General features: G+C 62.3%; 22 protein-coding genes and 2 tRNA genes. 8 read left to right on the plus strand and 16 right to left on the minus strand.

All coding sequences use genetic code 11. From position 1 onward, the window contains the following. Positions 1 to 144 precede the first annotated feature (144 nt). Complete coding sequence (locus tag ABDX79_RS14255) at positions 145 to 1,881, plus strand: hypothetical protein (protein ID WP_346220973.1); 1,737 nt, start codon at positions 145 to 147, stop codon at positions 1,879 to 1,881. A 224-nt stretch (positions 1,882 to 2,105) separates the two neighbouring features. Here the strand turns inward: ABDX79_RS14255 and ABDX79_RS14260 are convergent, their stop codons facing one another. Beyond that, complete coding sequence (locus tag ABDX79_RS14260; protein ID WP_346220974.1) at positions 2,106 to 2,726, minus strand: TetR/AcrR family transcriptional regulator; 621 nt, start codon at positions 2,724 to 2,726, stop codon at positions 2,106 to 2,108. A gap of 148 nt (positions 2,727 to 2,874) precedes the next feature. Here ABDX79_RS14260 and ABDX79_RS14265 point away from each other — a divergent pair, with 148 nt between their 5' ends. Together ABDX79_RS14265 and ABDX79_RS14270 are read left to right on the plus strand one after the other, a co-directional pair. Beyond that, positions 2,875 to 6,051 carry a bifunctional cytochrome P450/NADPH--P450 reductase gene (locus tag ABDX79_RS14265; RefSeq protein ID WP_346220975.1) on the plus strand — a complete coding sequence of 1,059 codons (3,177 nt, stop codon included), beginning with the start codon at positions 2,875 to 2,877 and terminating at the stop codon, positions 6,049 to 6,051. A 202-nt stretch (positions 6,052 to 6,253) separates the two neighbouring features. Beyond that, the gene (locus tag ABDX79_RS14270; RefSeq protein WP_346220976.1) at positions 6,254 to 6,556 is read left to right on the plus strand and encodes a PepSY domain-containing protein; all 303 of its coding nucleotides are present in this window, start codon (positions 6,254 to 6,256) and stop codon (positions 6,554 to 6,556) included. 83 nt (positions 6,557 to 6,639) lie between these two features. On the opposite strand, the gene ABDX79_RS14275 is transcribed toward ABDX79_RS14270, so the two are convergent. The 5 genes from ABDX79_RS14275 to ABDX79_RS14295 form a co-directional block, all read right to left on the minus strand. After that, on the minus strand, positions 6,640 to 6,834 hold the full coding sequence (locus ABDX79_RS14275; protein WP_346220977.1) for a TetR/AcrR family transcriptional regulator C-terminal ligand-binding domain-containing protein: 195 nt from the start codon (positions 6,832 to 6,834) through the stop codon (positions 6,640 to 6,642). After that, positions 6,792 to 7,262: a TetR family transcriptional regulator gene (locus ABDX79_RS14280; protein WP_346220978.1), complete on the minus strand. Its 471-nt coding sequence runs from the start codon at positions 7,260 to 7,262 to the stop codon at positions 6,792 to 6,794. Before ABDX79_RS14280 ends, ABDX79_RS14275 begins: the two co-directional genes overlap by 43 nt. 213 nt (positions 7,263 to 7,475) lie before the next feature. After that, positions 7,476 to 7,552, minus strand: a tRNA-Arg gene (locus ABDX79_RS14285). Positions 7,553 to 7,609: 57 nt separating this feature from the next. Next, entirely contained in the window at positions 7,610 to 7,915 is a 306-nt protein-coding gene (locus tag ABDX79_RS14290; RefSeq protein WP_346220979.1) for an ETC complex I subunit, read from the minus strand. A gap of 47 nt (positions 7,916 to 7,962) precedes the next feature. Further along, a tRNA-Pro gene (locus ABDX79_RS14295) sits at positions 7,963 to 8,039 on the minus strand. A gap of 191 nt (positions 8,040 to 8,230) precedes the next feature. Between ABDX79_RS14295 and ABDX79_RS14300 the strand changes: the two genes are divergently transcribed. Next, the gene (locus ABDX79_RS14300) at positions 8,231 to 9,028 is read left to right on the plus strand and encodes an alpha/beta hydrolase (RefSeq protein ID WP_346220980.1); all 798 of its coding nucleotides are present in this window, start codon (positions 8,231 to 8,233) and stop codon (positions 9,026 to 9,028) included. 375 nt (positions 9,029 to 9,403) lie between these two features. Here ABDX79_RS14300 and yacG read toward each other — a convergent pair whose 3' ends face one another. The 4 genes from yacG to ABDX79_RS14320 form a co-directional block, all read right to left on the minus strand. Further along, positions 9,404 to 9,601, minus strand: a complete 198-nt coding sequence (gene yacG, locus ABDX79_RS14305) for a DNA gyrase inhibitor YacG (protein ID WP_346220981.1) — start codon at positions 9,599 to 9,601, stop codon at positions 9,404 to 9,406. Next, positions 9,598 to 10,302 (minus strand): Maf-like protein, encoded by a 705-nt coding sequence (locus ABDX79_RS14310; RefSeq protein ID WP_346220982.1) that lies wholly within the window; start codon positions 10,300 to 10,302, stop codon positions 9,598 to 9,600. The genes yacG and ABDX79_RS14310 overlap by 4 nt, the downstream gene beginning before the upstream one ends. A gap of 42 nt (positions 10,303 to 10,344) precedes the next feature. Then, positions 10,345 to 10,563: a translation initiation factor IF-1 gene (infA, locus tag ABDX79_RS14315; RefSeq protein WP_007065640.1), complete on the minus strand. Its 219-nt coding sequence runs from the start codon at positions 10,561 to 10,563 to the stop codon at positions 10,345 to 10,347. Positions 10,564 to 11,051: 488 nt separating this feature from the next. After that, positions 11,052 to 11,795: a L,D-transpeptidase gene (locus tag ABDX79_RS14320; RefSeq protein WP_463671178.1), complete on the minus strand. Its 744-nt coding sequence runs from the start codon at positions 11,793 to 11,795 to the stop codon at positions 11,052 to 11,054. A gap of 268 nt (positions 11,796 to 12,063) precedes the next feature. On the opposite strand from ABDX79_RS14320, the gene cueR reads away from it, so the two are divergent. Both cueR and ABDX79_RS14330 read left to right on the plus strand, forming a co-directional pair. Then, on the plus strand, positions 12,064 to 12,468 hold the full coding sequence (gene cueR / locus ABDX79_RS14325) for a Cu(I)-responsive transcriptional regulator (RefSeq protein ID WP_346220984.1): 405 nt from the start codon (positions 12,064 to 12,066) through the stop codon (positions 12,466 to 12,468). 90 nt (positions 12,469 to 12,558) lie between these two features. Then, a complete protein-coding gene (locus tag ABDX79_RS14330; protein ID WP_346220985.1) occupies positions 12,559 to 13,044 on the plus strand; it encodes an MmcB family DNA repair protein in 486 nt (161 codons plus the stop codon). A gap of 37 nt (positions 13,045 to 13,081) precedes the next feature. Here ABDX79_RS14330 and ABDX79_RS14335 read toward each other — a convergent pair whose 3' ends face one another. Both ABDX79_RS14335 and ABDX79_RS14340 read right to left on the minus strand, forming a co-directional pair. Next, positions 13,082 to 13,654, minus strand: coding sequence for an ActR/PrrA/RegA family redox response regulator transcription factor (locus ABDX79_RS14335; RefSeq protein WP_346220986.1), 573 nt, complete (start codon positions 13,652 to 13,654; stop codon positions 13,082 to 13,084). 234 nt (positions 13,655 to 13,888) lie between these two features. Next, the gene (locus ABDX79_RS14340) at positions 13,889 to 15,262 is read right to left on the minus strand and encodes an ActS/PrrB/RegB family redox-sensitive histidine kinase (protein WP_346220987.1); all 1,374 of its coding nucleotides are present in this window, start codon (positions 15,260 to 15,262) and stop codon (positions 13,889 to 13,891) included. Positions 15,263 to 15,530: 268 nt separating this feature from the next. On the opposite strand from ABDX79_RS14340, the gene ABDX79_RS14345 reads away from it, so the two are divergent. Further along, complete coding sequence (locus tag ABDX79_RS14345; protein ID WP_346220988.1) at positions 15,531 to 16,025, plus strand: YciE/YciF ferroxidase family protein; 495 nt, start codon at positions 15,531 to 15,533, stop codon at positions 16,023 to 16,025. 214 nt (positions 16,026 to 16,239) lie between these two features. Further along, positions 16,240 to 18,024, plus strand: a complete 1,785-nt coding sequence (locus tag ABDX79_RS14350; protein ID WP_346220989.1) for an SLC13 family permease — start codon at positions 16,240 to 16,242, stop codon at positions 18,022 to 18,024. Positions 18,025 to 18,030: 6 nt separating this feature from the next. Here ABDX79_RS14350 and ppdK read toward each other — a convergent pair whose 3' ends face one another. The 4 genes from ppdK to ABDX79_RS14370 all read right to left on the minus strand — a co-directional run bounded on the left by ppdK (position 18,031) and on the right by ABDX79_RS14370 (position 23,642). After that, entirely contained in the window at positions 18,031 to 20,694 is a 2,664-nt protein-coding gene (gene ppdK, locus ABDX79_RS14355) for a pyruvate, phosphate dikinase (RefSeq protein WP_346220990.1), read from the minus strand. A 157-nt stretch (positions 20,695 to 20,851) separates the two neighbouring features. Next, on the minus strand, positions 20,852 to 21,697 hold the full coding sequence (locus tag ABDX79_RS14360) for a DsbA family protein (RefSeq protein WP_346220991.1): 846 nt from the start codon (positions 21,695 to 21,697) through the stop codon (positions 20,852 to 20,854). A gap of 131 nt (positions 21,698 to 21,828) precedes the next feature. Then, positions 21,829 to 22,347, minus strand: coding sequence for a DUF721 domain-containing protein (locus ABDX79_RS14365; protein ID WP_346220992.1), 519 nt, complete (start codon positions 22,345 to 22,347; stop codon positions 21,829 to 21,831). Further along, positions 22,344 to 23,642 carry an O-antigen ligase family protein gene (locus ABDX79_RS14370; RefSeq protein ID WP_346220993.1) on the minus strand — a complete coding sequence of 433 codons (1,299 nt, stop codon included), beginning with the start codon at positions 23,640 to 23,642 and terminating at the stop codon, positions 22,344 to 22,346. The genes ABDX79_RS14365 and ABDX79_RS14370 overlap by 4 nt, the downstream gene beginning before the upstream one ends. Positions 23,643 to 23,676 lie beyond the last annotated feature (34 nt).

Below are 23,676 nucleotides of genomic sequence, written 5' to 3' on the forward strand. Positions count from 1 at the left end.
AGTCATGCTCGTGATGGCAAGCGCGAGAAACAGGTGGTTCGACGACGGCTCTTCGACCCTCTGCTTGACGGCGAGTAACGGTTCCCTAACGGCCACGGCTCATGCTGGCGCTGCCCGTTTATGCGTCCAAGGTCCGTTCAACCCATGTCCGATATCACCAGCCAACCCGCACGGCTTCCGGGTCTACGACTTGGTTTGACATCACCGGTGCTGCTTCTGGGCCTTGCAACGGTTCTTCTTTTCACGCTGCTGGCGCTTCCGCTCACCGTACCGATCGGGGCGTTTTATTGGGACACGTTCATCTATTTCGACGCAGCGAACCGCCTTGCAGACGGCCAGATGCCTTCGGTCGATTTCTTCGCTCCCGCCGGTCCGCTCGGCTATTGGCTGTTCGCCCTTCTCAACGACATCTTCTCCCAGGCCCAGCCGGCGCTTCTCGCCCAGTACATGATGCTGGTCGTCACAGCGCCCCTCTTTGCAGCCGTGCTGATGGATGTCGACAGGCACTCACGCACCACCGCGTTTTGCCTGCTTCTGCCATTTCTCATCTTCGTGGCGCTGCCGTTCAACGCAACACCCTTTTCGTCCTATCCGGGAATTGACGGCTTCGGCTATTACAACCGCCAGTGCATTCATCTCCTCTACGTTCTCACCGCCGCGCTTATCTTCGCGACCAATCGGAGCGTCCTGCTGACGGTGTTGGTCGGCACGATGACGGCCCTGTTCCTGACCAAGATAACGGGTTTCGTCTCCGGCGGTCTGCTATGCGCCTTTGCCATTCTCGCAGGCCGGGTAAGCATCAGGGAAGGGTTTGTCGTCTTCGCAGGCTTCGCGGTTATCCTCATCGCCCTCGAAGCTGCGACCGGCGTGACCTCCGCCTATGTCGCCGACCTGACGACGCTCGCCATCATGAACGACGGCGTTCTCCTCCAGCGCTTCCTGCAGGCTGGCTCTCTCCATTTCGGCATCTGCGCGTCCGCCGGGCTGCTTTGCCTGCTTCTGCTCTATGCCCAGCGCCACGACCTGCTGAAGCAGCTCAAGGCACTGCCAGCGGATATGGCTCTCTCCCGCGCAGCAGTTCTGTTCGATCGCGGCGCGATCTGGCTCGGCGTCGCGCTTTTCGCCGGCCTTTTTTTCGAGACCCAGAATACGGGAAGCCAGCCCTTCGTCTTCATCTGGCCAGTCATCCTGGCCATTCTCCTGAATACGAACGAGTTGAAAGGAACGCTGCGCATCGCCTGCCTGATCCTGGCCGCCGCCGCGACGTTGCCGCTCCTTGTCTCCACGGTTCATCGCGCGGTCAGAGCAGCCGTCGGGCAGGCGCAATATGTCACGATGGATCTGCCGCATATGAAGACGCTGGATCAGGTGAGCCAGCGCCCGGAAATCGTCGAGCGCTCGGCCACAGTCCTCGACCTTTACAAGCGCTTTCCTCAAACATTCGAGGCCTTCGCCGAAAACCGAATTTTGCCGAGCTTTACCTATTATACCGAAGAGGATGCGCAGCTCGCCTGGCTGCGCGCCGTGGACGAAGGCGTTGAAGCGATCGAAGCCTATGAGACAGAAAACGATGTGCGCTTCGACACGATCTTCAGTCTCAACTTCACCAATCCGTTTCCCTACCTGATGGACAGGCATGCGCCCAAAGGTGTGCCGATCGGTGCCGATCCCTATCGCACCGTGCCGGAGCCGAGCGAGACGGTTCTTGCCGAACTCGAAGCGACCGATCTCGTCCTTTATCCAAGATGTCCGGTCACGAACGCGATCGAGGACCTCTATCACTTCTACGAACCTGCGCTTGCGTCCCGCAAAACCATAGCACTGTCGTCCTGTTGGGACGGGCTTGTGAAACCGGAAAACCTGAGCGCGCCAGCACAGTGATCCAAACTCCGGGATCGCGAAGCGGTCACACGGGTTTTGCGCGCTCCGGGACGCAAAAGATCTCGTTGAGGCTCGGCATGATCGCACGCACATCGCCCTCGGCAAGGCGATGATAGATCGCCTCCCGATCGCCGCGGGTCTCCATGGCACCGCCCGCCTGCCCGGCCGTTCCCGAGCAACGAAGAGGGAGCGCTGGAACACGATGATCAGGTCGGGAATGGCGATTATCGAGGGGACGGCTCGCGGGCGATGCCGTGAAGAAAAATGTCGACGCCCTCATTGACCAGCGCATCCAGCTCAGCGCCTCGGGGCGGTTCGGCGAGACCGAGAACCGCATCGCGCAGCCCTTCGGCGACGATCATCGACACGAGCATCATGGCGGCCCGTTCGGCCTGTCGTATTTCGAGCCTGCCGTCCTTGGCGTAAGCCGCGAGCTGGTCGGCGAGCGGCCTGATCGCGAGGCGTTTGACGGTCTGGACATAAAGAGCGGCGACATGAGGAAAGCGCTGCCCCTCGCTCATGACGACACGATAGGAAGCAATCCCGTGTTCGGAAAAGGTGAGCGTGGCGAAGGCCTTCATGAAGGCCTTAAGCCACTCGGCCGGGGTCAGGCCGGGAGCGGCGGTCGTCACGGGACCGACCGACCTCGTCACCATGACGTGCATCACCGCTTCAAGAAGCGCCTCCTTGGACGGCACATGCCTGTAGATGGTCTTCTTCGACATTCCGGCCGCTGACGCGATCCGCCCGACATTGGCATCGTTGAAGCCGTGCCGGCGGAATTCCGCCAGAGCGCTCTCCAGCAGGGGGGGAGGAAGTTCGGTATTCGCCTTGTCGTCGCTCATGAACCAACTCCTAAACTGCGATATCAAAGGGGTCGATTGGAAACTCGTGGGTTTCCATCTGCGAACCGCGTTCCTATATCCGCGCAAAGCACCGACGCCGGGGCCGCCAGACCGCAGCTTCGACCGTTACGCCAGAGCGAGAGACGCCATGAGCCACGTGATTCCACGCCCCAAGGGACTGCCTCTGATCGGCAATCTGGCCGAGATCGATCCCGAGGCCCCCGTTCAGAGTATCATTCGGATGGCCGAGGCCAATGGCCCGCTGTTTCGCCTGGACATCCTCGGCAACAGCCTCGTCATCGTCGGCAGTCAGGCGCTGGCCCACGAATTGTGCGACGAGACCCGGTTTCAAAAGGCGCTGCATCGGCCCCTCCAAGAAGCCCGCACGGTGGCCGGCGACGGTCTCTTCACCGCCTATGACGAGGAGCCGAACTGGGGCAAGGCACACCGGTTGCTGATGCCGGCCTTCGGTCCCTTGGGCCTCAGATCGATGTTCGACCGGATGCTCGACATCGCCGAACAGATGATGACGCGCTGGGAGCGTTTCGGGGACGGGGCGGTGATCGACGTCGCCGACAACATGACGCGTCTCACCCTCGACACGATCGCGCTGTCGGCCTTCGACTTCCGCTTCAACAGCTTCTATCAGAGCGAGTTGCATCCCTTCGTCAACGCCATGTCCCGGGCGCTGGAGGAAGCAGGCCGGCGTGCGCGTCTGCCCCATGGCGTCGGCCGTTTGAACTTGCTTCGCAATCGCCTGTTCGAATCCGACACGCGGGTCCTGCGCGAGGTTGCCGACCGCCTTATCGAAGAGCGCATCCGCGATCCGCGTCTCGGCGAACGCGGCGACCTTCTCGACCGGATGCTGACCGCCAGGGACCCCGAGACCGGCGAAACGCTCAGCCGCGAGAATATCGGCTATCAGATGATCACCTTCCTGGTGGCCGGGCATGAGACCACCAGCGGGCTTTTAAGCTTTGCGACCTGGCTGCTCTTGAAGCATCCCGAAACGCTCGCCAAAGCCAAGGCGCATGTGGACGAGGTACTCGGGGGCACGACGCCGGGCTTTGAGGATCTCGGCCGCCTTTCCTATCTCGAACAGGTTCTTGAGGAGACGCTGCGCCTATGGCCGACGGCGCCCGCCTTTGGTGTGCATGCGCGCGAGACGACGACGATCGATGGCCGCTACAAGGTCACGCCGGAGGATGTTCTTCTCATTCTGACGCCCGTTCTGCATCGAGACCCCGCCGTCTGGGAGGCGCCCGGAGAGTTCCGGCCGGAACGCTTCGCCTCGGAGCAGGCCGCCAAGCTGCCGCCTCATGCCTGGAAGCCTTTCGGCAACGGCCAAAGGGCCTGCATCGGTCGTGGCTTTGCCATGCAGGAGGCGGTGGTGGTGCTCGCCCTGATGCTGCAACGCTTCGACATCAGCCTTGCCGATGCCGACTATAAGCTCGTCGTGAGCGAGACGCTGACGCTCAAGCCGAAAGGGCTGCGCATTCATGCGCGCCGCCGCGACACTGGCGACAGGCCGGTGGCGCGGACGCACAGCCCGAAGCGTGCGGAGAAGCTGGAGCCGGTCGCATCGCCGGAACAAACGAAGCCGCAAGCCGATCTCGGCCCGCTCACGGTTCTCTACGGCAGCAATTCCGGCACCAGCGAAGCCTTCGCCCAGCGCATCGCCGGGGAGGCCGTCGCCCGTGGCTATGAGGCAACGCCCGCCCCAATGGATCAATATGCCGAGGGGTTGCCGAAGGACGGGCCGCTGATCCTCGTCACGGCCTCTTACGAAGGCCAGCCCCCCGCCAATGCCGGGCAGTTTCTTGCCGCGATTGAGGGGCTGCCGGCGGGCGCTTTGGCCGGGGGCCGCTTCGCCGTCTTCGGTTGCGGCAATCGGCAATGGGCGCGCACCTATCAGGCCATCCCCAAACGTGTCGAGAAAGCCCTGACGAAGGCGGGCGCAGGACCCCTTTTACAACGCGGCGAAGGGGATGCCGCCGGCAATATCTTCGGCGATTTCGAAAGCTGGTTCGGCGCCCTGTGGCCAGCCCTCGCGGCTGCCGAGGGGCGCCAGGCGAGCGGCGGGGACCTTGCGTCTCTCAAGGTCGAGATTCGCTCTGGCGTCCGCGAGCGCGCGCTGAAGCTTGACGAGATGCAGCGCGCCACCGTCATCGCGAACCGCGAGCTGGTCGACATGAGCAAAGAGGGCGCTCGGTCGAAACGGCATATCGAAATCGCGCTGCCTGCCGAAATGCGCTATCGTGCCGGCGATTATTTGGCGGTGCTAGCCAGCAATCCAACGCAAACGGTGCGGCGTGTCCTGACGCGCTTTTCCCTCGCGCCGGATACCGAGATCGTCATCAAGAGCGCGCCGGGTGTCTCGTCCTTGCTGCCGGTGGACCGGCCCGTGGCGGCCGAAACCCTGTTTGCGGATTATCTCGAATTGCAGCAGCCCGCGACCGCCGGTCAGGTCGCGGCCCTTGTCGAGGCGATCGCCTGCCCGCCGGAACGGGAAGCCGCCAGGCACCTGTCGAACCCCGAAGTCTATTCGGCGGAAATTCTCGACAAGCGAGTCACCCTCATCGACCTTTTGGAGCGGTTTTCGTCGGCCGACTTCGCGCTTAGCGACTTCATCGCCGCCATGCCGCCAATGCGTGCCCGGCAATATTCGATCGCTTCCTCGCCGCTGGTCGACGCGGGGCGCTGCGCTCTGACGGTCTCGGTCCTCTCCGCGCCTGCACGGGGCGGCGCTCATCGCTATGAGGGGGTCGCGTCGACCTTTCTGGCGCGCCTTGCCGAGGGGGACAGTTTCGGCGCCACCGTTCGGCCAAGTCAGGTCGGATTCCATCTGCCTGAAGATCCGACACTGCCGATCATCATGGTCTGTGCTGGCAGTGGCATCGCCCCGTTCCGGGGCTTCATCGAAGAGCGCGCCGCTTTGCAGCACGGCGGGACGGCGATCGGCCCGGCACTTCTCTTCTTCGGAGTGCGCGATCCCGAGACGGATTTTCTCTACCGGGACGAGCTGGAGCGCTGGCAGGACAACGGCGTTATCGACCTGCGCATGGCGTTTTCCGCAAAGCCCGTGGACGGCGTCGCCTATGTGCAGGATGCGATCTGGCGCGACCGCGCCGAGATTGCCGAGCTGTTTCGCGCCGGCGGGCGTGTCTTCGTCTGCGGCGACGGCACGCGGATGGCCGCTTCGGTCCGCGACACATTCCTGCGCATCTATCAGGAGGCCATGAATGTCAGCCGTGAAGCCGCCGAAGCCTGGGCCGAGGAGATCGAGCGCGAGGCGACACGCTACGTCGCGGACGTGTTCGGCTAGCGCCCCTGGCAGGACGATGGCAGCCCGTTGTCAGAAAAGCCGGTGCGACAGCAAAGCGCCGGAGCATAAGACCCCAATCCGAGATTGGGTCTCACGCGCAAGGGGCAGACTTGCGCAACCTCAGGACTGAAACAAAGGCCTCATCACCTCCCGTTCAAGGCGAACGGAAAAACATCCCCATCGAAAAAAGGATCATTTCCGCATGAAGACAGCACCAATCGTCATGGCCCTCAGCCTGTTCGCCGCGACAAGCGCCTTCGCCCAGTCCGATAGCCAACCCGACCCGCTTGCGAAGCTGCCGCCGGCTGATAGCGTCAAGCTTTCCGAAGTGATCGCCAAGACCGAAGGACGGCCGGGCTTCTACGCGATCAAGAGCGTTTCCTTCTCGGATGGGGAGTACGAGATCGTCTACTTCATGGACGATGGCGCCGAAGTCCGCATGAACTACGACGCCAAGACCGGCGATGCGCGGCCGCCAGAGACCGGTGGCCTGTTCGGGCAATAGCACGCGCCGAAAAAGGCCCTACCCCCTGTCATTCGAGACGGGTGGCAGGGGGCAGGGCTCGAAGAGGCCGAACCGAGCGAGCGTCAGTTCGGTGTCGCCTCACCCACCAGGGTCTTCAGGCCCGCCGTTATGGCGCGGCTTTGCGCCTTCAGGTCGTCTCGCGTCGGCCTGACACCCCTGACGATCATCCACCAGTAGAGCGGGGCGGCGAGCAGATCGAGGGCGAGGTCCCGGTTCAATCCGTCGGGAAGTTCGCCGCGATCCACAGCCCGGTCCATAAGGGCCTCCCGCGGCGCCGCCGCGCTTTCGCCACGCACTCGTTGATCGCCCGCATCTCAGGGGACCGGGCGGCCTCGGCATGAAGATCCGGCAGGATCCGGCGGACCAGCGGATGGCGCAGCACCGCGCATGTCTGAAGGAGGAAGGCGAAGACGTCTTCCTCGAGCGTCGCGTGCCCGGCTATCGGCAAGGCGAGCAGCAAACCGAGCGCGGAAATCGCCGCATCGGCAAACGCCAGGCGGGAGGAGAAGCGACGATAGATCGCCGCCTTGCCGGCACCGGCGCGGGCGGCAACCCGCTGGAGGCTCAGCGCAGAGAAGCCGCGCTCGGCCCATTTGTCGAAAACGGCGCGGTACAGCGCCTCGGTCAGCTCGGCTCGCGGCACAGCTGCGCCGGAGGGCGTGCGCAAACGGATCACGACCATCATGGCTAAGAGCGGCGGCACGCACAGCCAGTTGAAGGCGTATTTCGGGTGGTCTTCTGATAAGATGGCGGCTCATTACACGCGCCGCGCCGACGCAAGAGCCATGGCGATTGAGGCGTCGAAGAAACCGAACGTGAACAGTCTATCCCCTGACGCGGATTTTTCTGCCCCTAACGCAACCCCAAAGACTTGAAAACAAGGGTGATTTGAAATTTATGGCGATCCCACCAGGATTCGAACCTGGGACCTACGGCTTAGAAGGCCGTTGCTCTATCCAGCTGAGCTATGGGACCATGCCGTCAATGATAGGTCATCGACAGGAGAAAATCACGCGAGGGATCCAAAATCCGTCAATGGGTCCAGGGCTGGCGCCGGTCGTATTTGAAGTTGTCGGCATAGGCGACGCGAACCCGTTTGGTTTCCTTCGGCTCTTCCACGCGATAGGGAATGTCGTTGCGCTCGGCATATTCCACGGCCTGCTCGCGGGTGTCGAACGACAGGCGAAGCTGGCTGAGCATGTCGCCGGACGAGGTGTAGCCCATCAGGGGGTCGATCCGCTTGGGTTCCTGCGGTTCGTAGATCAGCAGCCATTCCTGCGTCTTGGCCTTGCCCGACTGCATGGCGGTGCGCGTTGGTTTATAAATCCTCGCGACCATGGTGATCCTCACGCGATATGAACCGACGGTGCCGGCGAAACCAAGCATGGTCGGAGCGGCAGGATTCGAACCTGCGACCCTCTGGTCCCAAACCAGATGCGCTACCAGACTGCGCTACGCTCCGAAACTGCTCACCTTCGTGGCCGTCCACGATGTGAGGATGTGACGGGGTGGCCCCGGAAAGTCAAGGCACATGAGGCCATGACATTCGTAGCATTCAGAAGATTATTCCGTCACCCCGTCTTTGACACGCCGCGGGGCGCTCTTAAGACCCATGGATCGTGATGGATAACACAAGCGCGGAAGGATGATGCCATGCAGGACGGCGACCGGGACATCGGCCATGAGGTGAGCGTTGGCGAAAGCGGCGAAACGCGGCAGATCGCCTACCGGACGCGCAATGGGAAAGGCCCGACGATCGTCTGGCTCGGCGGATATCGCTCCGACATGCGCGGAACGAAGGCCGAGCACCTGCTTGAAATCGCCGCCCGTGAAGACCGCGCCTTCATGCGCCTCGACTATTCCGGCCACGGCGAATCGGGCGGCCGCTTCGAGGAAGGAACCATCTCCCGATGGACCGAAGATGCGCTGGCCGCGATCGAAGCCTCTGGCGCACAGTCCGTGCTTCTCGTCGGCTCGTCCATGGGCGCCTGGATCGCCCTCAACCTTCTCGCCCGCGCAAGAGCGGGACAGGCATCCCTCTCTGTCGAAGGCCTCCTCCTGCTTGCACCCGCTCCCGATTTCACGGAACGGCTGATGCGTCCGCGTCTCAGCCCGTCGGATCTCGCCGACATCGAGGCGAAAGGCCGCCTCGAAGAGCCGTCCGATTACAGCGACGAACCGAATATCTACACCAAGGCGCTCTTCGACGATGGCGCGGCCAATCTCGTGATGGATGGGCCAATCGAGACGGGATGCCCGGTCGCCATCATTCAGGGAATGGAAGATCCCGATGTGCCCTATGGGCACGCTCTGGCCTTGATGGCCTGCCTGTCGGCGGACGATGCGACGATGACGCTGATCAAGGATGGCGATCACCGGTTGTCGCGCCCAAAGGATTTAGACGTGATCGATCGAATCCTGATGAATCTTATCGAGCAGCGGGAGGCTTGACGCAAAGCCAGCTCAGCGGGGCCTGACGGACGCTGAGACCATCAGCAATAAATCAACAGTCGATAGAAAAGCCGAACCTATTAGTCGCGACGCAAAATAATCCGTCACAGACACAAGAGTAGGGCCAAGAATCAATTTTTAACAAATGACGTAATGGTGTCCGCAGCGGATTTACATTACTGTCTATCCCGAGGGACACACCTCTCATCGGGAGGAATGCAAGCGTGAGCTTCGATGATGATCGTGAGTTGGTCGAACTCGTCAGCGCAGCGCTGAAATCGCTTTCGGTCGCTCCTTCGAACAGCAAACCGGTCGATTTCGCGACCGTCAGACGGGAAGAAGAGTCGATCGCTCGCATGGTCGCGAGCCTTTCGGCTAACTCTCCTCGTCGCCCTCCCCCGCAGAAACGGCCGGACCGGGAATAACGTAACTTCCCGCCAGCCAGCGATTGAGGTCCACCGCCTTGCACCGTTCCGAGCAGAACGGGAACAGCTCGCGAGACGACTCGCGGCCGCATTCAGGACATTTGCGCTTGCGGCGCAGCGGCGTCACTTTCGATGTCGTATCAGTCATGGTGTCGCTTGGGCAGCGTCTTTTTCGTGGTTCGGCTCCGGCTGGTCTTCCGCCTCGCCGATGGGTGTCGGCGACACCGTCTCCTGACCGTCCCCTTCGAGCTGCAAACCCGTCCGTGAATCGATGTCGTAACCCTCCCCCACCAGAAGATTGACCGTCTCGTAAAGGGGAAGCCCCACCACATTGGTGTAGGAGCCGATCAGCCGGACGACGAAGGCACCCGCCCTGCCCTGAATAGCGTAGCCGCCTGCCTTGCCTCGCCATTCGCCTGAGTTCAGATACCTGTCGATATCCTCCCTCGACAAACGCTTGAACCGAACCCGGCTTTCGACGATCCGCTGGCGCAGAGCGCCGCGCGGGGTGATCAGGCTGACACCGGTGTAAACCCGGTGGGCACGCCCCGACAGAATCCGCAGGCAGGCCTGCGCATCCTCCTGAAGCTCCGTCTTCGGCATGATGTCGCGACCGACGCAGACAACCGTGTCGGCGGCAAGAACATAGGTGTTGTCGTAATTGAGTTCGACGACACGCTTAGCGGTCGCCTCCGCCTTCTCACGCGAGAGCCGCTTGACCAGGGACCTCGGATGCTCGTTGCGCAGAGGCGTCTCGTCGAGATCGGCCGGCATCATCACATCCGGCTCTATACCGGCCTGCTGCAGCAGAGCCAGACGGCGCGGCGAAGCTGAGGCGAGTATCAGCATGAGGACTCTTTACGGCGTTGCGTTGTTCGGCGCGGCGAACGACTATTTGAAACGATAGGTAATTCGACCCTTTGTCAGGTCGTAAGGGGTCATTTCGACAAGCACCTTGTCGCCGGTGAGAACGCGAATGCGGTTCTTGCGCATACGCCCCGCGGTATGGGCAATGATCTCGTGCTCGTTTTCCAGCTTCACGCGGAACGTCGCATTTGGCAGAAGCTCGACGACTTCGCCGGGAAACTCCAGAACTTCTTCCTTGGCCATTCGTATTCCTTATCAGTCGTCCCCTCCAGGGGACATTCAAATTGAAACGGGCCGCTCGGGAGCGGCCCTTGCCGCAAGCCATTTCAGGTCGCACGAAGGGGTGCGACGAACGCAGGTGCGGCGCTTTCCCCCTAAATCGTAAGAATCGCGGAAAAAAGCAAGCTGCGGCTTGAGACGGAGAAAAAACGCGCCGTTGCATGAAGAGAAATTCCGCTTGGCGGCTTCTCGGTCACGGGATTTAAATCCGCTCATGCAGTGCGCGGGATGGAAACCGTCCCCAGCTTCATCAGCCGGATACGTATCATCCAGTGCGCGGGCTCCACCATGAAGCCCGGTGACCCTGGCAGGGGCAACGCCGAAAGCGGGCGCGTCGAGCCCTCCTCCAACGAGAAAGCCGGATATCTCCCATCGAGATATCCGGCCTGAAGGCGTCCCCCGCCTTGTCATAGTCTGTTGCGGAGCACGGATGTGTCGCGCTCCGATTTGCCTCAGCGCTGGGCGAGGCGTTCCTGGCCCTGCTTGACCACGACCTTGGCCTGACGCGGAACGCGCTCGTAAAGGTCGATGACGTCCTGGTTCATCATGCGGATACAACCGGACGAAGCGGCCGTTCCGATGGTCCACCATTCGGGCGTTCCATGGATGCGGAACAGCGTGTCCTTGCCGTTCTGGAAAAGGTAGAGGGCGCGTGCGCCGAGCGGATTGGTGAGGCCCGGCTCCATGCCGCCATTGCGGTACTGTTCCAATTCCGGCTTGCGGTCGATCATCTCGCCCGGAGGATGCCACTTCGGCCAATGCTGCTTGGAATTGACATAAGCATCGCCCGACCAGGAAAAGCCCGCGCGGCCGACGCCGATACCGTAGCGCATCGCCATGCCGTTCGGCTGAACGAGATAGAGGAAGCGGTTCGGCGTATCGACCACCACCGTGCCCGGTTCGTACTTGCTGCCTTCAGGATAGGAAACTTCCTGACGCAGATATTGCGGGTCGATCTTCTCGGACGGGATCGCCGGAAGCGCGTAGCTGTCGTCCACGACCGCCGCATAATCGGGATTGGACACAGCGGCGACGCTGCCGGAGTTGAGCGTCGAGGGGCCGGCATAGGCTGCGGCGACCTGCGCGTTCATCGGTGAGATCGTCGAGACGCGCGACGATGGACCCGTGGAGCAGGCCGACAACAGAGCGGCTGCGCCGAGGACCAGGCCGGCTTTGATAAGAGTGTCCATTTTCATCATGTTCGTCCAGTCGAGAGACGTGGGGCTGCCTTATAAAGCAGCGGTCAATGTTGGGTCCCCGGCGATACTTCGAAAACGAGCCGGACCCGGAATTGCTGTCACTTTGGATAAGCCTGCCCTTGCGGTGAAGCAACGGCGAGAATGTGGCAGACCATGCTTAAGAAATCCTTGTTGCTGCCCCAACACAGTTGACGCTGCCCCACATAGCGACATCTGAAAAAGACGTGCGGCGAACAATCGCCGCGAAGTGCAAGGTGAGGCTCTCATGAACATCGGAGAGGCGTCAAAGCTGTCCGGCCTGCCGCCGAAGACCATCCGATATTACGAGGAAATCGGCCTGGTGAAGCCGGCGCGCGCGGCAAACGGCTACCGGGACTATCGCGAGCGCGACGTCCATATCCTGCGGTTCTTGCAGCGTTCGCGCTCACTCGGCTTCTCGATCGACGATGCGAGACGGCTACTTTCGCTCTATGCCGACGAAAACCGCCACTCCAAGGATGTCAAACAGGTCGCCCGCAAGCGCGTCGCGGAAATCGACCGCAAGATCGAGGAGTTGCAGACCCTCAAGCGCGCGCTCGCGGACCTGACGGAACGGTGCCACGGAGACGCGGACCCCGACTGTCCGATTCTCGAGGAAATCGGAAAAGACCGAAAACTCGCGAGCAACTGAACCATTATTGCAACGGCGCCGGCGGCGACATCAAGCCGGACGTTCCTGTTTTGTCTTGCGCCGCGTCACACTTTCAGTGATACCGATACAATGCCGCTGGTTTCGCCTTTCCCGAACGCCCCGCTGATTGACGGTCGCCAGTCCGACCGGGCCATGATGGTTCGGCGCGGCATCCAACGTCTCATGATCGCTCATCGGATCTCGCTCTTGCCGGAAATGCCGCTGAAATCCGGGCGGCGCGCCGACCTCGTTTGCATGTCGGAAAAGGGCGGGATCACCATTATCGAGATCAAGACCTCGATCGAGGACTTTCGGGTCGACCGGAAATGGCCGGACTATCTCGAACACTGCGACCGGCTTTTCTTCGCGACCCATCCGGGCGTGCCGGTGGAGATCTTTCCACAAGAGCACGGCCTGATCGTCTCGGATGGCTATACGGCGGAGATCTTGCGCGAGGCGCCGGAACACAAATTGAGCGCGGCCACGCGCCGCGCGATGACGCTCCGCTTCGCTCGCCTCGCCGCCGACCGGCTGCTCCAGGCAGAGTGGGCCGCCAATCCGTTCATGACGGACTGACGGCCCATAATTTTCAGCTTTTAAGATCGCTATCGGGTCAGCGTGGTGCACGCTTCGCAAGAATCCGCTGAAGCGTACGACGATGCATGGAAAGCCTGCGCGCGGTCTCCGAGACATTCCGGTCGCAGAGTTCGTAGATCCGCTGGATATGTTCCCAGCGCACGCGATCGGCGGACATGGGATTTTCCGGTGGTGCGGCACGCTCGTCCGCAGCGCGGGTGAGTGCTGCAGTCACTTCGTCCGCATCGGCTGGCTTGGCGAGATAATCCATCGCCCCGAGCTTCACCGCAGTCACGGCTGTGGCAATGTTGCCGTATCCGGTCAAGATGACGGCGCGCGCATCGGAGCGAACGTCGCGAAGAGCCTGTACCACGTCGAGGCCGTTGCCATCGCCAAGCCGCATGTCCACGACTGCATAGGCTGGAGAGGACCGCCTGACGGCATTCATGCCCTCACTGACGCTTTCTGCCGTGGTCACCGCGAAACCGCGCTGCTCAAGCGCGCGTCCGAGCCGCTGGAGAAACGGGCGATCATCGTCTACCAGCAGCAAGGTGTTGTCACCGGCCACCGGTGTAAAAGTCTGGGCCTCAACCTGAGCCGTATCGAGCATGTCAGTCTCCCTGTCCGATTACGCGCCTTCAGTCAGCGCAGTAAGGGCCCGTCGCAGCCTATCGCGCGCCAATCCATGCGGACTTCCGAGCCTGAGGCCTTGCGAGGTCCGTGGACCCGTGTTCATGCGTTCTAGATGGACACCCATCCTTACCTATTCAACGAAACAGACAGTCCACTGGATGCACCTGCGGCGAAGGTGCGGCGAGCGGTCGCAACCGGCCGTAACGTCAGATCAGTCCGTTTGGCTCGTCCGCGCAAGCGACCCGCCCGCTTCGAAACCGTCGCGGTTCCACTCGACCGAAACGATCGCACCCGTCGTCTTGACGTTCGTGGTATGAAGGTCCTGGCGGTTCTCGAAGCCGATCGAGGCACCCGAGCGCTCAAGCAGGGTCTTGGCGATGAAGACGCCGAGCCCGAGACCTCCGCCCGCGCGCCGGTCGCCGCTCAGCTTATCGGACATATACGGGTCGCCGATCCGCGCCAGCACATCCGGGTTGAAGCCGGGACCGTCATCGACGACCGTGACCGATACCATCGTCTCGGTCCACGCAACTGAAATGGTGACCGAGGAATTCGCAAAATCGACGGCGTTCTCGACGATATTGCCGAGTCCGTAGAGAACGCCCGCATTGCGTCGGGTCACGGGTTCAGGCCCCTGCCCGTCGGTCTCGACAGCGACGGTGACGCCAAAATTGCGATGCGGCTCGGCAACCTCGTCGATCAGCGACAGGAGCGGCAGCTTCGCCATGTGGCTTTCCGACGACGAGGACAGGCTGGAGAGCTGGCGCAGGATCTCGCGGCAACGCTCCGACTGATCGAGCAGCAGATCGATATCGTCGCGTAACGGGCTGTCCCTGGGAACGGTCCGGCTCATTTCCTTGGTGGCAAGGGCAATGGTCGCAAGCGGCGTTCCGAGCTCGTGAGCAGCGGCTGCGGCCAGCCCGTCGAGGGCGGAAATGTGTTGCTCGCGCTGGAGGACGAGTTCGGTCGCGCTGAGGGCATCGGCGAGTGCTCGCGATTCGGCCGCGACCCGGTAGACATAGATGGCCGAAAAGACGAGCGTTCCGACGATCGCGTACCAGAAACCTGCCAGATAGACCGCCGGCAGCTGGAAAACCTGGCCATCGGGCCAGGGCAGCGGCATGTGGAAGATCGCAAGCCCGGTCGCGCAAAGTGATGCAAGGAGCCCAAGCCCGAACGTCGTTGCAAGCGGCTGCGTCGCAGAAGCGATCAGGCATGGAACGATGAGGAAGACCGAAAACGGGTTCGTCAGACCGCCGGTGAGGAAGAGAAGGCCCGTCGGCTGAAGGATATCGAAGGTCAGGACGCCGGCAGCAGCACCGGGAGACAACCGCCGGCTCGCCGGATATTGCGTCGACAGATAGATGTTCAGCGCCACCGAAAGCGCGACCAGGCTAAGACAGAGCCCGGCCGGGATGGGCCACCACACACCCCATGCGACAAAGACGATGGTCGCGAGCTGGCCGCCGACGGAAATCCATCTGAGGCGCACAAGGGTCGCCAGACGCAAGCGCTGGCTCTCGCGCATCGTCGTGACGAAAGGCGGGAGGCGAAGATCGAAGCTTTGGCGCGTGGTCGTATCCATAACCGTCTATCTAATGGAAATCGCATCGACCTCGATATGAGGCGCGTTCACGCACCCGTTATTTGGACGCAGAACTCTTCGGCAGGCGCGCGACGGTTTGACCTGTCACGCGCCCACGACGCCTCCCATACACCTGAAAACATGTCGCTTTTCCCACCTGACCGCGTCACAGGAAAGCCGCCCCAAAAATTCGAAGCAGGCTTTGAAGTGGAACAAATCGCGCGCGGCCGCGCTATGCCACACAACAACCGACCAGGAAGGACCGACTATGACGATCAGCAATCTCAAGGATATCTACATCGATCAGGCGCAGGACATCTACAGTGCCTGCAAGCAGTCGGAAAAGGTCACGCGCGAACTCGCCGACGCGGCCAGGAACGAAGATCTGAAGAACGCGCTGAAGGCCGGTGTCGACGGGATCGAGAGCGGCATGCAAACCCTTGCGGAGATCATCAAGGGCCATGGCGAAGACCCGACCGGTGAATTCTGCAAAGGCATGGAGGGCCTCGTCAAGGAAGCTCGCGCCCATGGCCTGGAAGAGGACATCACCGATCCGGACGCACGCGACGCGATGATCATCACGCAGTATCAGCGCATGGCCCACTACGCGATTGCCGGCTATGGTTGCCTCGTCGCCTTCGCGAAGCGTCTCGGCCTCGAGGACGAAGCCAAGAAGCTGCAGACCTGCCTCGACCATACGGCCGACGGCGACCGCACGATGACGGAGCTTGCAACCGGCGGCATTAACAAGGCTGCCGCCTGAGCATTCAGCCTGATTGACGACGAAGCGAACCGTCTTCAAACCGATCCCGGCAAGATTTTGATCTTGGCCGGGATTTTCTTTTGCCGGGCAGCGTTACCTTGTCTTCATGAGGACGGCGACGGCGGAACACATGCATTCGACAGCTTTGTCTACCCGGCCTTCCGGGCTTTCTCGAACCGTACCCGCGGTGCAGCACCAGGGCGGTGCATAAGCCATGACCGCCTTTCTTGCCGACTATTCGGCCTATATCGGCCTCGCGATCGTCGTGATCGTGTTCATCGGCTTTGCGATCGAACGCTATCCGCCGGAAGTCGTCGCGGTTGCGGGGGCCGTGAGCTTCCTTGCGCTCGGCTATCTCGACACGAGCGAAATCTCGGCGGCGTTCTCGAACCCCGCCCCGATCACGATCGCCGCCATGTTCGTTCTCTCGGGGGCTCTGATCCGGACGGGAACGCTGGAGGTCGCCGCCAGCTGGCTGGTATCGCGCGCCGGCAAAAAGCCCATCACGACCATGGCGATCTTGACCGTCGGCGTGATGGCGGCATCCGCCTTCATGAACAACACGCCGGTCGTGATCGTCATGATCCCCATTCTGGTGGAGATCGCCAGAAAGCTGCAGATCGGTTCGACGCGGCTGTTGATCCCGCTGTCCTATGTCACGATCCTCGGCGGCACCTGCTCGCTTATCGGCACCTCCACCAACCTTCTCGTCGACGGCGTTGCGCGTGCCCAGGGCCTCGCCCCGTTCACCATCTTCGAGATTACGCCGATCGGCCTTTTCGCAGCGGCGGTCGGGCTGGTCTATCTCGTAATCGCCGGCCCTTTGCTTCTGCCCGATCGCACGGCGACCGAAGAGGCTCTCGCAGGCGACGAGGACGACGACAGGTACTTAAGCGAAATCACCGTGCGCGAAGAAGCGAGCGCCATCGGGCGCACGGTGAAGGACGTCTCCAGTCTGTCGCGGCGCGGCATCAAAGTCGCTGCGATCCGACGTCGCGGAGAAACCATAAGGCGCAACATGCCCGATCAGGTGATCGAACGGGGCGACCGGATCATCCTCTTCGCGACGGCCGAAGAGCTTCTGACCCTCAATGACAGCAATCATTACCGCGTCGGCCGCCTGAGCCGCTCGCGCAAGAGCGCCGATACCGTCGTCGTCGAAGCGACAGCCGCCCCACACCGGCGCGGCATCGGCCGCCGGATCGACGAACTGATCGGCTATTCAGGCTCGGGCGTCGCGGTCATCGGCGTGCGTCGCCATCGCCATTCGCCCGGTCCATCCCTCTTGGAGACGCGCCTGCGCCCGGCCGATCGGCTGCTTCTCGAAGGCCCGCCCGAAGCCATTTCACGCATTGCGGACATGAACGATCTCATCGAGATCAACACGTCTCATGCGCGCCCCTTTCGCCGGGAAAAGGCACCTCTCGCGATCGGCGCGCTCGTTGCCGTGATCGCCCTTTCGGCCTTCGGGTTCAGTTCGATCCAAGCCCTCGCCTTCATCGCCATAGCGGGCCTGTTGCTCTTTCGGGTGATCGACGCCGACGAGGCGTGGCGTTCGATCCGGGGCGATCTCCTGATTTTGATCTTCGCGATGCTTTCGATTGGGGAGGGTCTTTCCAAGGCGGGCGGAATCGATGTGATCGTCTCGGCGATCGAGCCTCTCCTGCAGGCGGTGCCGGCCTTCGTGGTTCTGCTCCTGGTCTATGCCCTGGCATCGATCCTGACGGAGATGGTGACCAACAACGCCGTCGCGGTGGTCCTCACACCCGTGGCGATCGCTCTTGCCACCTCTCTCGGGATGGAGCCCCGCGCGCTCGTTGCCGCCGTAATGTTCGGCGCCTCGGCCTCCTTCGCAACGCCGATCGGATACCAGACAAACACCCTCGTCTATGCCGCCGGCAATTATCGCTTCATGGATTTTCTGAAGATCGGTGGGCCGATGAACGTCCTCATCGGCCTCGCAAGCTGTTTTGCGATCAGCGTTTATTACGGCTTCTAAAATTCTTTAGCGCCGCGAACGCGTGCCGCGCGTGATCCGGTCTTCCCGGATGGCGGCCTGAGCCGCGGCAAGCCGCGCGATCGGCACGCGGAAGGGAGAACAGGACACGTAGTCGAGGCCTGCCTCGGCGAAGAACGCGATCGAGGCAGGATCGCCGCCCTGCTCGCCGCACACGCCAAGCTCAATATGCGGCTTCGTGCGACGCGCCTTTTCGACCGCAATCTGGATGAGTTCGCCCACCCCCTCGACATCCACTGTCTGGAACGGATCGCGCTCGATAATGCCCTTCCGGACATAGGTCGACAGGAAGGTGCCGGCGTCGTCTCGCGAGATCCCGAACACCGTCTGCGTCAGATCGTTTGTGCCGAAGGAGAAGAAATCGGCGGCTTCGGCAATCGTATCGGCGCGCACGACGGCGCGGGGCAGTTCGATCATCGTCCCGACCCGATATTTTATGCTCGTGCCGGTCTCTTCCATCACCTGAGCGGCGACCGCGTCGATCCGCTCCTTCACGAAATCGAGTTCCCTGCGAAGGCTGACGAGGGGCACCATGATTTCCGGAGTGACGGCGGCACCGGTCTTTTCTCCAGCCTCCACGGCGGCCTCGAAGATCGCCCGTGACTGAACCTCCGCGATCTCCGGATAGGAAATCGCGAGCCGGCAGCCCCGATGGCCGAGCATCGGATTGAATTCCTGAAGCGCCGTGATGCGCTCGCGCAGGGTGGAGACGTCGATGCCGAGGAATTCGGCCGTCTCTCTGATATCGTTTTCGGCCTGGGGCAGGAATTCATGCAGCGGCGGGTCGAGCAGGCGGATCGTCACCGGCAGGCCGGCCATGATCTCGAAGAGTTCGACGAAATCGGCGCGCTGGATCGGCAGGAGTTTCTCGAGCGCCGCCCGCCGCCCCTTTTCGTCCGGGGCAAGAATCATTTCCCGCATGGCGCGCACACGGTCGCCCTCAAAGAACATGTGCTCGGTTCGGGTAAGGCCGATCCCCTCGGCGCCGAAATCGCGCGCTGCCCGCGCTTCGGCGGGCGTTTCGGCATTGGTACGCACCTTCATGTGCCGCGCCCGGTCCGCAAACTCCATGAGGGTCGCGAAATCGCCGTCGAGCAACGGACGCACGAGTGTGACCGTCCCCTTGATGACCTCGCCCGAGGTCCCGTCGATGGTGATCGATTCGCCTTCCTTCAGCACCGTGTTGCCGGCATGGAGTTCGCCGGTCGCGATGTTGAGCCGCAAGGTGCCGGCACCGGTCACGCACGGTTTACCGATGCCACGCGCAACCACGGCCGCATGGCTGGTCGTGCCGCCGCGAATGGTCAGTACGCCCTCCGAGACATGCATGCCGTGAATGTCTTCCGGATAGGTCTCGTGGCGCACGAGAATGACCCTGCGCCCTTCCGAAGCCAAAGCCTGCGCCCGGTCGGAAGTGAAGACGATTTCTCCGGTCGCAGCGCCCGGTGACGCCGGCATGCCTCGCGCCATCGCGACGAAATTCTCGTCGCGCTGGATCGACGGATGGAGCAGCTGATCGAGGGACGTCGCATCGATGCGCATCAGCGCCTCGGCTTCGTCGATCAGCCCGTCCCGGACAAATTCCACGGCAAGCCGCACCGCTTCCGAAGCACTGCGCCGGCCAACGCGCGACTGGAGAAGGAAGAGCTCACCATCGCCGATCATGAACTCCACTTCGGCGAGATCGCCGAGATAGGCTTCGACGGCCCGCACATGATCGTCGAGCTGCTCGATTTTGGCGGGAAACTCCTCTCCGCCATTGGAAAGCGCTTCGGCAAGATCGATACGGCGGTGCTGGCCGGTGCGCAGCACTTGGCCGGAGCCGAGCTGGAACTCGCCGGTCAGCTGCGGCCGGCCCGTCGCCATATCCCGTGACAAGGCCCGTCCGCGTCCCGACTGGGCGTTTCGCTCGTTGAAGATCATCGAATGGATCGTCACCGCGAGGCCGGAATTCTCAGGAATTCCATGCAGGGCACGGTGCGCCTGGGCCGGCGCGCTTCGCCAGCTCTTGAACACGGCAGTGATGATTTCGACCAGCTGCTCGAACGGCGTCTGGGGCATGACGACTTCGAGTTCGTCGGCGAGAAAGGTGTTGAGCCGCTCGATGAGCGCACGCCAGTCGTCGATCGATGCGGGTTCGCCGCTCCAGCCTTTTTCCTCGGCTTCCTCGTCGGCGATCTCCTCGAAATCGATCGGATCGGCATCGAAAACGAGCTGTGCATAACTCTCGATGAGCCGGCGATAGCTGCGGAAAGCAAACGACGCGTCGTCCAGTTCGCCAGCGAGAATCTCGACCGTCCGGCCGTTCAGGCCGACATCGAGAACGCTCTCCGCGAGCCCGGGCATGGCGGTCTTCGCGCTGGATCGAACGGCCAGGAGAAGCGGCCTGCGGTCACCGTCGAACCGGCGTCCCGTGACCTCTTCCAGGGCTTCCACCTGGTCGCGAAGATCGGACCGCAAACCAAGAGGCAGGCCGTCGCGGCCGCCCTTCGATTCGCGCCAGGCATAGGTGGAAATGGTAAAACCGGGCGGCACGGGCAGATTGAGCGATGCCAGAAGAGAGAGGTCCGCGCCCTTGAGGCCAAGCGACTCCACGGAGTCGGCCGGCCGCTCAGCCTTGCCTTTTTGAAATGGAAATATGCGTTGAGGCATCGAACCGCCGGACCGGGACCGCTTAAAATATATCCCTCGCCTTTAGCGCGGCAGCTCCGCAACACCAAGTGCGGCTCGGCAAATTCTTAATCCGTGACTAATGAAACGCCGGAGGCACTTCGGCGGCATCCGCGCCGAAGTGCTCCAGTCGCGAGCGTCAGTTCGACGGCATCGCCGCTTCGATGGCAGCCGCCATCTTTTCCGGGCTCATGGAGCCGGAATATTTCTTGCCATTGATGAAGAAGGTCGGCGTCGCGGTCACACCGAAATCATTCTCGCCAGCCTGCTGAACTTCGACGATCTTCTGCTGAAGATCCTTGTTGTTGAGACAGGCGACGAACTCGTCCTGGCTCATTCCGGTCATGCGCGCGATCTTCAGAAGCTCCTGTGACGGGCTTTCGGCCCCCGCCCAGGTGCGCTGCTGATCGAAGAGGACGTCGACCATCGCCGTGCGACGCTGGTCGTCACCGCTGCAGCGCGCCAGCATGAATGCGGCAAGCGAGACCGGATCGAACGGGAACTCGCGCAGGATCAGCTTGGCCTTGCCGGTATCGATATAGGCCTTCTTGATGGCCGGATAGCTGTCTTCATGAAACTGCGCACAGTGGCCACAGGTCATCGAGGCATATTCGACGATGGTGACCGGCGCATCGGGATTGCCCTGCACGACATCCGGCAGAGGCTGCACGCTCATCAGCTTGGACACATCGACGCTGCCGGTCGATTCCGGTGCTTCCTCGGCCGGCTTCAGCGTCGACTCAGACGAGCTTTCGGCCGTCTGCGCCGCCGGTGCTGCATCGGATGAAGATGCGGCATCGCTCGTTGTTGCCGGTTCGGCGGACGTGCTGGAGTCCGATGAGGACGATTCGGTCTGTGCGGCGTCAGGTTGGACGATGCCGTTGGCCGACTTGTCCTCGTCGCTGCAAGCGGCGAGCGTGATCAGGCTGGCACCGGCGAAAGCAAGCGCGGCCAGCTTCAATGGCGAATAACGAGAGCGGGTCACGGGCAGAATGTCTCCGGTTGAAAGGCGAACTTTACGGCGGTTTCTATACGGACGTCGACGTGTTGCCTACCATGGCTGGCCGCGATCCCGTCTTACAATTCCGTCATGTGGGCGAGAGCGGCCCGGCCCCTTCAGTCCCGCGTCCGATCGCTGCGGCTCAACGTCGCCTCAGCAAAGGCCTTCAGGGACTGCCGCAAAGTCTCGTCCTCAATATGGCCGACCATCGCCTCGATTTTCTGGTGATCCGCCCGGCTCAAGGACCGCGTGCCCGGCTTGTTGCTGCGAGAGGCTTCCATTACCGGCATCTGCGTGATCTTCACCTTGCCGACAGCGACGAAGCCGTAGAGCCGGTTGATGCGCTGAATGAGTTCGCTCGTCTGATGCTGAAGCCGCAGGGCGGCGGCCGGCTCCGCGCCGATCACCAGGGTTGCCGGCTCGAAGGGATCGTCCTCGCCACGCTTCGGCGGCCAGCGGAATTCCAGAGGCCGCGTCTGCCCGGCAAGGCGCGGGCCGGCAATCTGCGGCCAGGCAAGCGCAAGTTCGGCGGTCATGCCGGCCTTCTTGCGTAAGACCGGATCGATGAGCTTGGCGGCGATATCGGAGAGCGACCGGGTGGGTGGCCGACGCTTCCGTTTCTGGAAATCGTTCATCGAGGCGCGTCCTTTACCGGTCGTGCATCAGGCCCGTTCATCATCGTCCCTGCCAGCGTCCAGATCGAAAGGGCCCAGACGGCGTCCAGAATATCATGGAAGAACATGATATTCGTGAGCCCCGGGATCAGATAGGCGCAGACAAGGATCAGCGCGAAGGCGAGACGGGCCCCGCCGTTCTCGTCTCGCCGCAGCCGGAAGGCGCACCAGATCGGCGTCAGGAGGACGGCGAGAAGCGCCGCGATGCCGAGAAGTCCGGCCTGAACGCCCACGGTCAGGATGATGTTGTGCAGATGGCTAAAGGAAAATTCGCCGGCAAATGCAGCCCCCAGATGCGGCTTGACGGCGGCCCAGAAACCGCTCCCCCCCCAGCCGAGAAATGGGCGTTCCAGAAAAGCGGCGACGCCTGCCTGGTACATCTCCGCCCTCAGGCTGAGGGAGGTCGCGGCATCGGCATCCGAGAACATCATCTGGACGTCCCGCATCAGATCCTGAGCGCGCGATCCGATATATTCGGCGCCAAGCAGCGTGCCCACAACGGCGCACACCAGAACCGCGCCGATGATCGAGCGGCGGCTCACCCGCCCGATCCGCGACCAGATGAGCGCGAGGTCTCGTCGCCGGGTCCACAGGGCAATTGCGAGGATGAGGGGAAGCGCCGGCCAAGCACCACGCATACCGGTCATGAGCAGGCTCAGCGAAGCGCCGTACATGCCCAGAACAGCGGCAATGTTCCACGAAAGACGGTGTCTCTCGCCAAGCCCCAGGAAGGAAAGGCCGGCGGTCAGCAGGCAGAGGATGGAGAACGGACCGGGATTGCCCGAAAGGCCTTCGGCCCTGTAGCCGTCCGACACGAGGATCGAGCCGAGCGCCACGACGGGCACGACAATACCGCCGATCGCAGCCCCCTTGAACACGGCGTCGAGCACGTCTTCTGCCTGGGAGATCGCAACCCGATGCACCGCGACGATCGGCATCAGGAAGAAAAGCCGCAGACCGATATCGAGTGCAGCGGTGCCGGGCGCGCTGTTAACGATATCGGCAAGCGCCAGCACGCAGAAGAAAGCGATCTGGCTCCAGAGGATCGGCGCAGCCGGGCCGAAGGCGCGCCATTGAAGCCGTCCGACGAAGAGGCAGATTGCCGCCCAAGAAGCGAGGACCGTGACCAAGACCCCGAGCAGGGATCCGGCCAGCGGCACAAGCGCGTATGAGAATGTCACCGCGCGCCGGTTGCGCTCTGCCATGCCCTCGGTGGGCGGATTGATCAGCCGGGCGAAAGACGTCACTGGGTTCATTGCGCCGTCCTTGCCATCCTGCACTTAGCCTTCC

It is taken from the genome of Fulvimarina fulva (genome assembly GCF_039652615.1).
Classification (GTDB): domain Bacteria; phylum Pseudomonadota; class Alphaproteobacteria; order Rhizobiales; family Rhizobiaceae; genus Fulvimarina.

Bases quoted from the DNA above. Each gene is read 5' to 3' on its own strand.
- ABDX79_RS14350 (WP_346220989.1), top strand. From the start codon at position 16,240: ATGACCGCCTTTCTTGCCGACTATTCGGCCTATATCGGCCTCGCGATC.
- ABDX79_RS14310 (WP_346220982.1), bottom strand. From the start codon at position 10,302: ATGCTGATACTCGCCTCAGCTTCGCCGCGCCGTCTGGCTCTGCTGCAG.
- ABDX79_RS14340 (WP_346220987.1), bottom strand. From the start codon at position 15,262: ATGGATACGACCACGCGCCAAAGCTTCGATCTTCGCCTCCCGCCTTTC.
- ABDX79_RS14345 (WP_346220988.1), top strand. From the start codon at position 15,531: ATGACGATCAGCAATCTCAAGGATATCTACATCGATCAGGCGCAGGAC.
- ABDX79_RS14260 (WP_346220974.1), bottom strand. From the start codon at position 2,726: ATGAGCGACGACAAGGCGAATACCGAACTTCCTCCCCCCCTGCTGGAG.
- ABDX79_RS14270 (WP_346220976.1), top strand. From the start codon at position 6,254: ATGAAGACAGCACCAATCGTCATGGCCCTCAGCCTGTTCGCCGCGACA.
- ABDX79_RS14290 (WP_346220979.1), bottom strand. From the start codon at position 7,915: ATGGTCGCGAGGATTTATAAACCAACGCGCACCGCCATGCAGTCGGGC.
- ABDX79_RS14275 (WP_346220977.1), bottom strand. From the start codon at position 6,834: ATGGACCGGGCTGTGGATCGCGGCGAACTTCCCGACGGATTGAACCGG.
- ABDX79_RS14265 (WP_346220975.1), top strand. From the start codon at position 2,875: ATGAGCCACGTGATTCCACGCCCCAAGGGACTGCCTCTGATCGGCAAT.
- ABDX79_RS14365 (WP_346220992.1), bottom strand. From the start codon at position 22,347: ATGAACGATTTCCAGAAACGGAAGCGTCGGCCACCCACCCGGTCGCTC.
- cueR (WP_346220984.1), top strand. From the start codon at position 12,064: ATGAACATCGGAGAGGCGTCAAAGCTGTCCGGCCTGCCGCCGAAGACC.
- infA (WP_007065640.1), bottom strand. From the start codon at position 10,563: ATGGCCAAGGAAGAAGTTCTGGAGTTTCCCGGCGAAGTCGTCGAGCTT.
- ABDX79_RS14330 (WP_346220985.1), top strand. From the start codon at position 12,559: ATGCCGCTGGTTTCGCCTTTCCCGAACGCCCCGCTGATTGACGGTCGC.
- ABDX79_RS14335 (WP_346220986.1), bottom strand. From the start codon at position 13,654: ATGCTCGATACGGCTCAGGTTGAGGCCCAGACTTTTACACCGGTGGCC.
- ABDX79_RS14255 (WP_346220973.1), top strand. From the start codon at position 145: ATGTCCGATATCACCAGCCAACCCGCACGGCTTCCGGGTCTACGACTT.
- ABDX79_RS14370 (WP_346220993.1), bottom strand. From the start codon at position 23,642: ATGAACCCAGTGACGTCTTTCGCCCGGCTGATCAATCCGCCCACCGAG.
- ABDX79_RS14280 (WP_346220978.1), bottom strand. From the start codon at position 7,262: ATGATGGTCGTGATCCGTTTGCGCACGCCCTCCGGCGCAGCTGTGCCG.
- ABDX79_RS14300 (WP_346220980.1), top strand. From the start codon at position 8,231: ATGCAGGACGGCGACCGGGACATCGGCCATGAGGTGAGCGTTGGCGAA.
- ppdK (WP_346220990.1), bottom strand. From the start codon at position 20,694: ATGCCTCAACGCATATTTCCATTTCAAAAAGGCAAGGCTGAGCGGCCG.
- yacG (WP_346220981.1), bottom strand. From the start codon at position 9,601: ATGACTGATACGACATCGAAAGTGACGCCGCTGCGCCGCAAGCGCAAA.
- ABDX79_RS14320 (WP_463671178.1), bottom strand. From the start codon at position 11,795: ATGAAAATGGACACTCTTATCAAAGCCGGCCTGGTCCTCGGCGCAGCC.